We start from the raw sequence: 6000 nt of genomic DNA, 5'->3' as shown, positions 1-6000 counted from the left end.
AATACAATCCAGTTGTAAAATAGCTCGGGTTATTGGTCACTAAATCTGGTGTACTTTCGTCCGGAACCCGTGGTGTACTTTTGTCGGAATATTCAATACTAGTCCATCCGGCAGCGATCAGCGTAAATACTACGCAAGATCTATGTATTTAGATTGTAATTTCTACGCGATCAATTCAGTTGACACAGGCTCTTGATAGTAGGCTTCATTCCATTTTGCCAATTGGCACATAATAGGTATTAATGCCTTGCCTTTTTCTGTCAAAGAATACTCTACACGTGGCGGAAGCTCCCTGTACTCTTCTCTCAAAATTACACCATCCTCTTCCAATTCTTTTAATGAACTGGTAAGGACTTTCCGAGAAATGTTTTCGATAAGCGCATCCAATTGGCCAAATCGGGCTTTTCGATCGCGCAAAGTATAGATAATCACGGGCTTCCATCGGGTACCTAAAATTGCCATAGAACGCTGCATCGCGCAAGAACAACTTTTAAATTCAGTCCTTTTCATTTGAATATATTCAAAATAGTTACGCAAAGGTAACTAGTTTATACCAATAATAGTTACAAATATACACTATTTAAAATATCTTTGTGAAGATTCACGATTTAAAACAAGAAAAATGAGCATACAAACACTTTTTAATCCATTTGAGTATAAAAATTTAACACTCAAAAACCGCTTTGTAATGGCGCCCATGACGCGAGCATTTTCTAAGGATGGGATTCCCGACAGCGCTGTAGCGGGTTATTACGAGCGTCGTGCCGCGGGAGATGTTGGTTTAATTTTGACGGAAGGTACAGTTATTGAAAGACCTTCATCAAAGAATTTAAAGGATATTCCAAACTTTTACGGTGACCAAGCATTGGGCGGCTGGAAAAATATCGTCGATGCTGTGCACGAAAAAGGCGGAAAAATAGCCCCTCAACTATGGCATGTTGGTTATACCCCTATGCAATGGACTCCGCCTGCTGCGTTTGAAAGCCCAGATACAATGACATTAGCGGATATAGAGGCCACAATACAGGCTTACGCTGACGCTGCTAAATCTGCAAAAGACCTCGGTTTTGATGCTTTTGAAATCCATGGGGCCCATGGTTATCTGATCGACCAATTTTTCTGGGAAGGGATGAACCACAGAACAGACGAATTTGGTGGAAAAACAATTAAGGAGCGTTCTAAATTCGCCGTTGAGGTCGTAAAAGCAATGCGAAAAGCGGTCGGACCTGATTTTGTGATTATTCTACGTTTATCACAATGGAAACAACAGGACTATACAGCCAAGCTTGCCCCTACCCCTACAGCGATGGAAGATTGGATCCTACCATTGACGGATGCCGGTGTGGACATTTTTCATGGAAGCCAACGTCGTTATTGGGAGCCGGAATTTGAAGGCAGTGACTTAAATTTTGCTGGATGGCTCAAAAAGATTTCAGGACAGCCCACAATCACAGTTGGATCTGTGGGTCTTGACAAAGACTTTGGTGAAGTATTTACCAATTCTGAATTCAAGTCCTCTCCCGCTTCACTGGACGAACTGGTTCGTCGTTATGAACGTGGCGATTTTGACCTTGTAGCTGTAGGCAGGGCCATCTTACAAGACCCCAATTGGGTGAAGAAAGTAAAGGCCGAAAAATACAACGAATTATCGACTTTTGAAGCTAAGAGCTTGGCGAGCTTATCTTAGTAAGCCGGCGCAATTAGGTGGATTAAAATTACGTTATTCAATATTATAAACAGGGGCAAAAAATTGATTTTCGAATCAATTTTTTGCCCCTGTTTTATAGCGATAATTCATTAACTTGTCTCCACAAATGGATACAAACACTTGATTAAATGAAAATCACCGCAAGCAAAATATATGTCATCAGCGGATTGGGTGTAGATCAACGTGTATTCAGCAAGATAGACTTTGGCTCGCTTGATATAACCTATCTGGATTGGATTACACCAAGCCTTAATGAACCATTATCTATTTATGCAAAAAGAATATCTGCTAAAATTACCGCAGCGCAACCCATCCTCATTGGGCTTTCTTTCGGAGGAATGCTTGCAATGGAAATTGCCAAAATTATAACTGTTCAACGAGTTATTCTGCTAGCTTCGGCCAAAGGACGGTATGAATTACCCGTACTGTATCGATTAGCGGGTAGACTCAAGCTGAACGTATTTGTCCCTAATGCATTGCTCAAGACCCATAGCTTTCTGTCGGATTATTTTTTTGGTATAGGCTGCAAAGAAGATTCTTTACTGCTAAAACAAATCCTAAAGGATACAGATCCAATCTTTATGGCCTGGGCAATACATCAAATTCTACAATGGAAAAACAATTCGGTTCCGGACAATTTAATTCATATACACGGTAGTAGCGATCGTATTATCCCCATCAAAAATGTAAAGCCCAACTTTATCATTAAGGGTTCGGGACATTTTATGACGGTCACTCATGCCCAGGAAGTTGAAAAACTCTTGCAAGAAATTTGTTCGTAAATCACCAACTTTTAATCACCGAGACCAATCCCAACTTTTCTAGTCGCTCAGAAAATTAAATCCACGTGGATTCGTATCGGCATTAGTCGCACGACATGCTGATCAGTGTAAAAAAGTATTATTTGGAGAAAAGGACAAACAATAATTGAGAATAGAAGGTTCTTCTATGAGAGAGCGGTCTCTTTATGAAGCTAAAAATCCCCCTTTATTACTTAGTGGGACCAGTCAAAAGCAATATAGTTAGGTTAAATTATAACAAGAATATGCGAACACGGTTCATATTAAGTTTTTTATTCTGTCACATCTTTTTTCTCACTATGCTGGCACAAGTCAATAACACTACAGCCCCGAAACTGGAGGTCGCAGCAGCCTTAGGTCCGTACCGTCCGATCGGTGTGAGCGTTACCTCCAGCAATCGATTATTTGTTTCCTTCCCAAAACAAGCGAAAAATTTTCAGTATGCACTTACTGAAATCATCAATGGAAAACCTGTTCCTTATCCAAATGAAGAATGGAATTTAAAAGGAAAAGAGAATTCCCTCTTTGTAAATGTCCAGGATATATTTGTCGATACCGAGGACAATCTCTGGGTGTTGGATTCTAAACCATCTGCTGCTGGATCAATTTTCGGAAAAGATGAAAAATCAACTCAAGGCCATTTTAAATTATTAAAAATCAATACAAATACAAATCAAATTGAACATATTTATCGTTTCGGTGACCTTGATAAAACCAAATCAGGTCTAAATGATATGCGCATTGACCAGAAGCGAAATTTAGCCTATCTCTCCGATCCCGGCCAAGCGGCCATCATTATTTTAGACCTCAAAACTGGACAGACTAGAAAGGCTTTAACTGGAAGCCGTTTTACGCTGGCTGATCCTGAAGTAATATTAAGCTATAACGGTAATGATATGCGTAATGATAATGGAAAACCATTTTCTTCCAACGTGAATGGCATAGCAATAAGTCACGACTTTAAATATCTATATTTCAAACCGATCAATCAAACCCATCTGTATTGTATTGCAACAGAATTTTTAGCGGACGCAAGGCTGACGGATCAAGAATTGGAAGAAAAAGTAGAAGACAAAGGGGAAGTCGGAATTACACATGGCTTACTCGCAGATAGCGTTGGAAATATTTACCTAACATCGTCAATAGATTATAGTATTAAGTATTTAAATCCTGATGGAAATGTGAATACCCTGGTACAGGACTCCCGAATACTTTGGCCCGATTCTATGGGCATCAGCGGAGATGGATACCTTTATTTCTCCTGTGCTCAGCTCTTTAAAGACCCGCAATGGAATAAAGGAGTTGATAAGGTAGAGTTGCCATATTATGTCTTTAAAGTCAAATTACCGAAATTTTGAAAAGAAAGTTACAATAAGTGACGTGCTGAAGCATAAAACTCGCGCTAACACATCTACTTTTTACCTAGGTATTATCCCATGCGCAGCCTTAACAAAATTCCCTTCAAATAGTTCCCCTTTATATTTGTCCACTTTCCCCAGTCACAAGATAAGGTACTGAAATTCAACTTAATAAAAACAATAAAATCGAAGTAAGAGAACAAATCACCGAGACATGCCTCCAATTATAAAAAACAACGGCCTCTTAGATAAAGTATAAAATTTTTAGCAAAAACTTTTTAATACTAATATTTTTAGTATATTTGAATATCAGTTTTAGACAACGCTTTTATGGAACACAGCGCAGCATATGACAATAAGGAATTACACGTAGGTGACATCGTTCGCTTTCATACTCCTTATCCCGATGAAGATCCGAATACGATTTTCATTGTACTGTGGTCATACTATGATCCTACAGGAAAATCATCACGGGCTGAAGTCGTAAAATTTGACCAAAGTTCCAAACAAACGCCTGTTATTCAGAAGTGGTTTATACGAGATTTAGAAAGAGTCCCCGAAGTAAGTCCAGAATTGCTGAAACAAATTGAGCTATTTATGAAAAGTAAACTTGGCAATGCTATTATCAGTAAGCTAGTCATCTAACAAATTTTAGATCTTCAAATTCGACGTAAAATATGGAAAACAAATTCAAAGAGAAACGAGGTATAGTGTCAGGTCCGATCTGGTCTGACTGGCGAGAACAACTTCGGGAAAGTGAATTAATCGGCTTACAACAGAGACTCGAGAAACTAGAAAGAGAAATACTCCTTGATTGGCTGCAATGGCATGATCCAAAAGGAAACTATACAGATCGCAAATGTGTTGAAAATGGCGTGCAGCAGCTTTCCAAATTAAAGGCTGTCGCGTATATACATAAAGAAATCCTGCGTATCCACATGAAAAGAAGATATAATGACTTTTCGAATACCCACGCACAACTCATCTTTAACAACTAAAATTTCAAATTATGGAATCTCTTATTAAACAGATCATAGCGCATCAGCTTCCAAAAATTCTAGCTATGGAATCGCATCGCAAGGATTGGCGTTATCAGCTTATGGCTTAAAAGATAAGACGCTACTCGATAGATTAACGCTTATGAAGAGACAAGAATTACTTACGTGGCTACAATGGTACGATAATGCAGGGACTTACGCTGATCACGACTGCATCCGGAGAGGTATCCCCTTATTTACGAAGGTTCAGGCATTGACCGCAGCTTATCAGCGGATTATGCGTGAACATGAAGGCTGGGACGGCTACATGGGAACGGAATATATCCGTGGCAGTGCACTTTAAAAAAGACACTTTTTAAGTAGGAAATATTTTGCGCGCTGTGATATACTTGGCTAATGTATTCAGATTAGAAAGTGCCGCTCCGATTGTATTATTAAAATAAGTATAGACTTCTTTTCCCTCTGCAATCCAGTCGTTAATATAGGTGCTGTATTCAAACAATATGTTGTCCGTATAGCTTCCTTTATAGTCACCATTTGGGCCATGGAATCGCACATAGATTATGTTTGCATTTGCATCTGCGTATTGAAGACGCATACCTTGCATATTCTTATCATGAATAACCAGATTCATATTATAAGATTTTAACAGTTCAGAAGTTTCTTCCCTATACCAAACTGGATCCCTAAATTCTACACAGATCGGCCACCCTTCACTTCTCTTGTCCTGAGCAATACAATCCAGCAATTCAGCAAGCAATCCAATAGAAGCAAATTTAAAAGATGGTGGTAATTGTATGAGCAAACACCCTTTCTTTTGGCCGACAGCGTCAATAACGGATAGAAATCTAGCGACATCCTGTGGATCAAATTTGAGTTCTTTTTGATGTGTAATTCCTTTCCATAGTTTAAACGTAAAACGAAAGTCATCGGTCGTTTCTTCGGACCATCTTCTGACGGTTTCTTCTCTGGGGATTTTATAAAAAGAACTGTTTACTTCCAATGAATTAAATAATAAGCTATATACAGCCAATCGACTTTTATCCTGAAACTCCTCAGGATAGTAGCTTTTATTCTTGTAAGGCAAAAGGATACCGCTCGTTCCAGTAAAATATAATCTTTCCATACCTTTATAA

Annotated in this window: 8 protein-coding genes; 6 read left to right on the top strand and 2 right to left on the bottom strand. The window is 38.9% G+C overall.

What is annotated here, in order from left to right; genetic code table 11:
• Window positions 1–162: 162 nt before the first annotated feature.
• The gene (locus L1283_RS19955; protein ID WP_075991827.1) at window positions 163–510 is read right to left on the bottom strand and encodes a winged helix-turn-helix transcriptional regulator; all 348 of its coding nucleotides are present in this window, start codon (window positions 508–510) and stop codon (window positions 163–165) included.
• Window positions 511–622: 112 nt separating this feature from the next.
• Here L1283_RS19955 and L1283_RS19950 point away from each other — a divergent pair, with 112 nt between their 5' ends.
• The 6 genes from L1283_RS19950 to L1283_RS19925 all read left to right on the top strand — a co-directional run bounded on the left by L1283_RS19950 (window position 623) and on the right by L1283_RS19925 (window position 5207).
• Window positions 623–1687 carry an NADH:flavin oxidoreductase gene (locus L1283_RS19950; protein ID WP_088160911.1) on the top strand — a complete coding sequence of 355 codons (1065 nt, stop codon included), beginning with the start codon at window positions 623–625 and terminating at the stop codon, window positions 1685–1687.
• A 149-nt stretch (window positions 1688–1836) separates the two neighbouring features.
• Window positions 1837–2490, top strand: coding sequence for an alpha/beta hydrolase (locus L1283_RS19945; protein ID WP_286850622.1), 654 nt, complete (start codon window positions 1837–1839; stop codon window positions 2488–2490).
• Between the two features lie 317 nt (window positions 2491–2807).
• On the top strand, window positions 2808–3866 hold the full coding sequence (locus L1283_RS19940) for an L-dopachrome tautomerase-related protein (protein WP_286850620.1): 1059 nt from the start codon (window positions 2808–2810) through the stop codon (window positions 3864–3866).
• A 330-nt stretch (window positions 3867–4196) separates the two neighbouring features.
• Window positions 4197–4511, top strand: coding sequence for a hypothetical protein (locus L1283_RS19935; protein ID WP_286850617.1), 315 nt, complete (start codon window positions 4197–4199; stop codon window positions 4509–4511).
• A gap of 32 nt (window positions 4512–4543) precedes the next feature.
• The gene (locus L1283_RS19930) at window positions 4544–4864 is read left to right on the top strand and encodes a hypothetical protein (RefSeq protein WP_088160907.1); all 321 of its coding nucleotides are present in this window, start codon (window positions 4544–4546) and stop codon (window positions 4862–4864) included.
• 142 nt (window positions 4865–5006) lie between these two features.
• A complete protein-coding gene (locus L1283_RS19925; protein ID WP_286850616.1) occupies window positions 5007–5207 on the top strand; it encodes a hypothetical protein in 201 nt (66 codons plus the stop codon).
• A gap of 12 nt (window positions 5208–5219) precedes the next feature.
• Here L1283_RS19925 and L1283_RS19920 read toward each other — a convergent pair whose 3' ends face one another.
• Entirely contained in the window at window positions 5220–5990 is a 771-nt protein-coding gene (locus tag L1283_RS19920) for a DUF72 domain-containing protein (RefSeq protein WP_145331244.1), read from the bottom strand.
• Between the last annotated feature and the right edge of the window lie 10 nt (window positions 5991–6000).

Source organism: Sphingobacterium sp. HSC-15S19 (assembly GCF_050433745.1).
GTDB classification, from domain to species: Bacteria; Bacteroidota; Bacteroidia; order Sphingobacteriales; family Sphingobacteriaceae; genus Sphingobacterium; species Sphingobacterium siyangense.
Note: the sequence above shows the minus strand (reverse complement) of the source record. Positions and strands in the feature narration are given on the sequence as shown.